Here is a 1,851-nt window from a genome sequence, read left to right as displayed (position 1 = left end):
GAGAGGGACTCGAACCCTCACACCCGGGGGGCACTAACACCTGAAGCTAGCGCGTCTACCAATTCCGCCACCTTCGCACATCGGGTTATCAGTCTGGATTTATATGCTGGCTGATAAAAGCATCTGCAGTATGGTGCGAAGAGAGGGACTCGAACCCTCACATCCGTGGGACACTAACACCTGAAGCTAGCGCGTCTACCAATTCCGCCACCTTCGCATCACTGCGGAGGGGGATTCTATAGAGTTTTGGGGGAGCGTCAACAGCCAAAGGGGACTTTTTTCGCTGTTGACGATCAAAGTGGCGCCAAGGGTACAAAACTTCAGCAATCAGCTGACGTTTGGCGTTCAGTAACGGCCCAATGCGCTCTGATACATCCGTTCATACTGGGTGACCGAGTCAGGCCAGTTGAAGCGGGTGCTCATGGCATTACGCTGCACCTTGGCAAAACGCTCTTTGTCCTGCAGGAAATAGAGCAGGCTGCGGCGCATGGTATCGAGCAGGATGGCGGCAGTCGGATCGTTAAAACAGAAGCCGGTGGCATGCTCGGGATCGGCATCCCAATCCACCACGGTATCTTTCAGACCACCCACGGCGCGCACCAGTGGCAGAGTGCCATAGGCGAGACTGTACATCTGGTTGAGGCCGCAAGGCTCGAACAGCGAGGGCATCAGGAAGAAGTCGGCACCGGCTTCGACCAGATGAGCCAGCCGATCGTCATAAGTGTTGATGAAGGCGAGCTTGCCCGGATAATCCCGAGCCATGGTTTGCAGTTGCGTGGCGAGCGCAGGATCGCCAGAGCCGACGATCACCACTTGTACCTGATGGTGGAGGAATTTCTCCAACGCAGGGAGCAGCAGGGGAACGCCCTTTTGCTCGGTCAGGCGGCAAACCATGCCGTAGATGGGCAAGTCCGCCACGGCCAGCCCCGCCTCCTGTTGCAGGCTCTGCTTGCAGATCTGTTTGCCAGCCATGTTGTCGATGCTGTAGGTCGCAGGCAGGAATTCGTCGAACTCAGGATCCCAGTCCTTGTAGTCGCAGCCGTTGAGGATGCCGCAGAGATCCGCCGCCCGTTGCTGGAAGATATGTGCCATGCCGTGGGCGCCGAGGTGAGTCAGCAGCTCCTGGGCATAGTTGGGGCTGACCGCATTGATTTTGTCGGCGTAAAGCACCCCGCACTTGAGCAGATTGACATGACCGTAGTCGTAGTTGATGCGGCGTTCGTAGTCGGCGATCTCGGGCATGGCCCAGAACTGCTCGCGGCCAAACACCCCCTGAAACGCCGCGTTGTGAATGCTGATCACGCTGCGGGTCTGCTGGAAGAAGGGGTTGTGGGCGTGACGGGTTTTCAGCAGCAGTGGCAGCAGGCCGGTGTGCCAGTCATTGCAGTGGGCGATATCCGGGGCAAAGCCAAGCTGCTCGCAGGCATGGAGGGCCGCGGCCGAGAAGAAGGCAAAGCGCTCGCCATTATCCGGATAGGCCTGATTGTTCTCGGCGTAGAGCTGGGGGCGATCGAAATATTGCGGGCAGTCGAGCAGATAGACGCAGACGCCATCCAGCTCCATCTGGTAGATGCGATAACCGATATCCGGCAGCCCGGGGTGGGTTGGCAACCAGCGTGACGCCACTAATCTGGCCTCATCCCGTCGCTTTATCGTCTTGTAGAAGGGCAACATGATCCTGACATCATGTCCCTTCTGGGCCAGGTACATCGGCAGGGCTCTGGCGACATCGGCCAGGCCCCCGGTCTTGACCAGCCCCTCAACTTCCGAGGCAACAAACAGGATTTTCAGTGGGTTAATAGCCAACTCTTGCTCCCTTAGGTACCACCACGATACCGCCTTCGGATACGG

The 1,851-nt window shown here is 58.1% G+C and carries 1 protein-coding gene and 1 tRNA gene; both read right to left on the bottom strand.

From position 1 onward, the window contains the following. Positions 1-131: 131 nt before the first annotated feature. Positions 132-217: transfer RNA gene (locus G5253_RS20440), tRNA-Leu, on the bottom strand. A 128-nt stretch (positions 218-345) separates the two neighbouring features. Then, on the bottom strand, positions 346-1,806 hold the full coding sequence (gene glgA / locus G5253_RS20435; RefSeq protein ID WP_108540481.1) for a glycogen synthase GlgA: 1,461 nt from the start codon (positions 1,804-1,806) through the stop codon (positions 346-348). Positions 1,807-1,851 lie beyond the last annotated feature (45 nt).

This window comes from Aeromonas sp. 602658 (assembly GCF_049173005.1).
GTDB classification, from domain to species: domain Bacteria; phylum Pseudomonadota; class Gammaproteobacteria; order Enterobacterales; family Aeromonadaceae; genus Aeromonas; species Aeromonas veronii_A.
The sequence above is the reverse complement of the archived record's forward strand: the minus strand, read 5'-3'. Positions and strand labels throughout refer to the sequence as shown.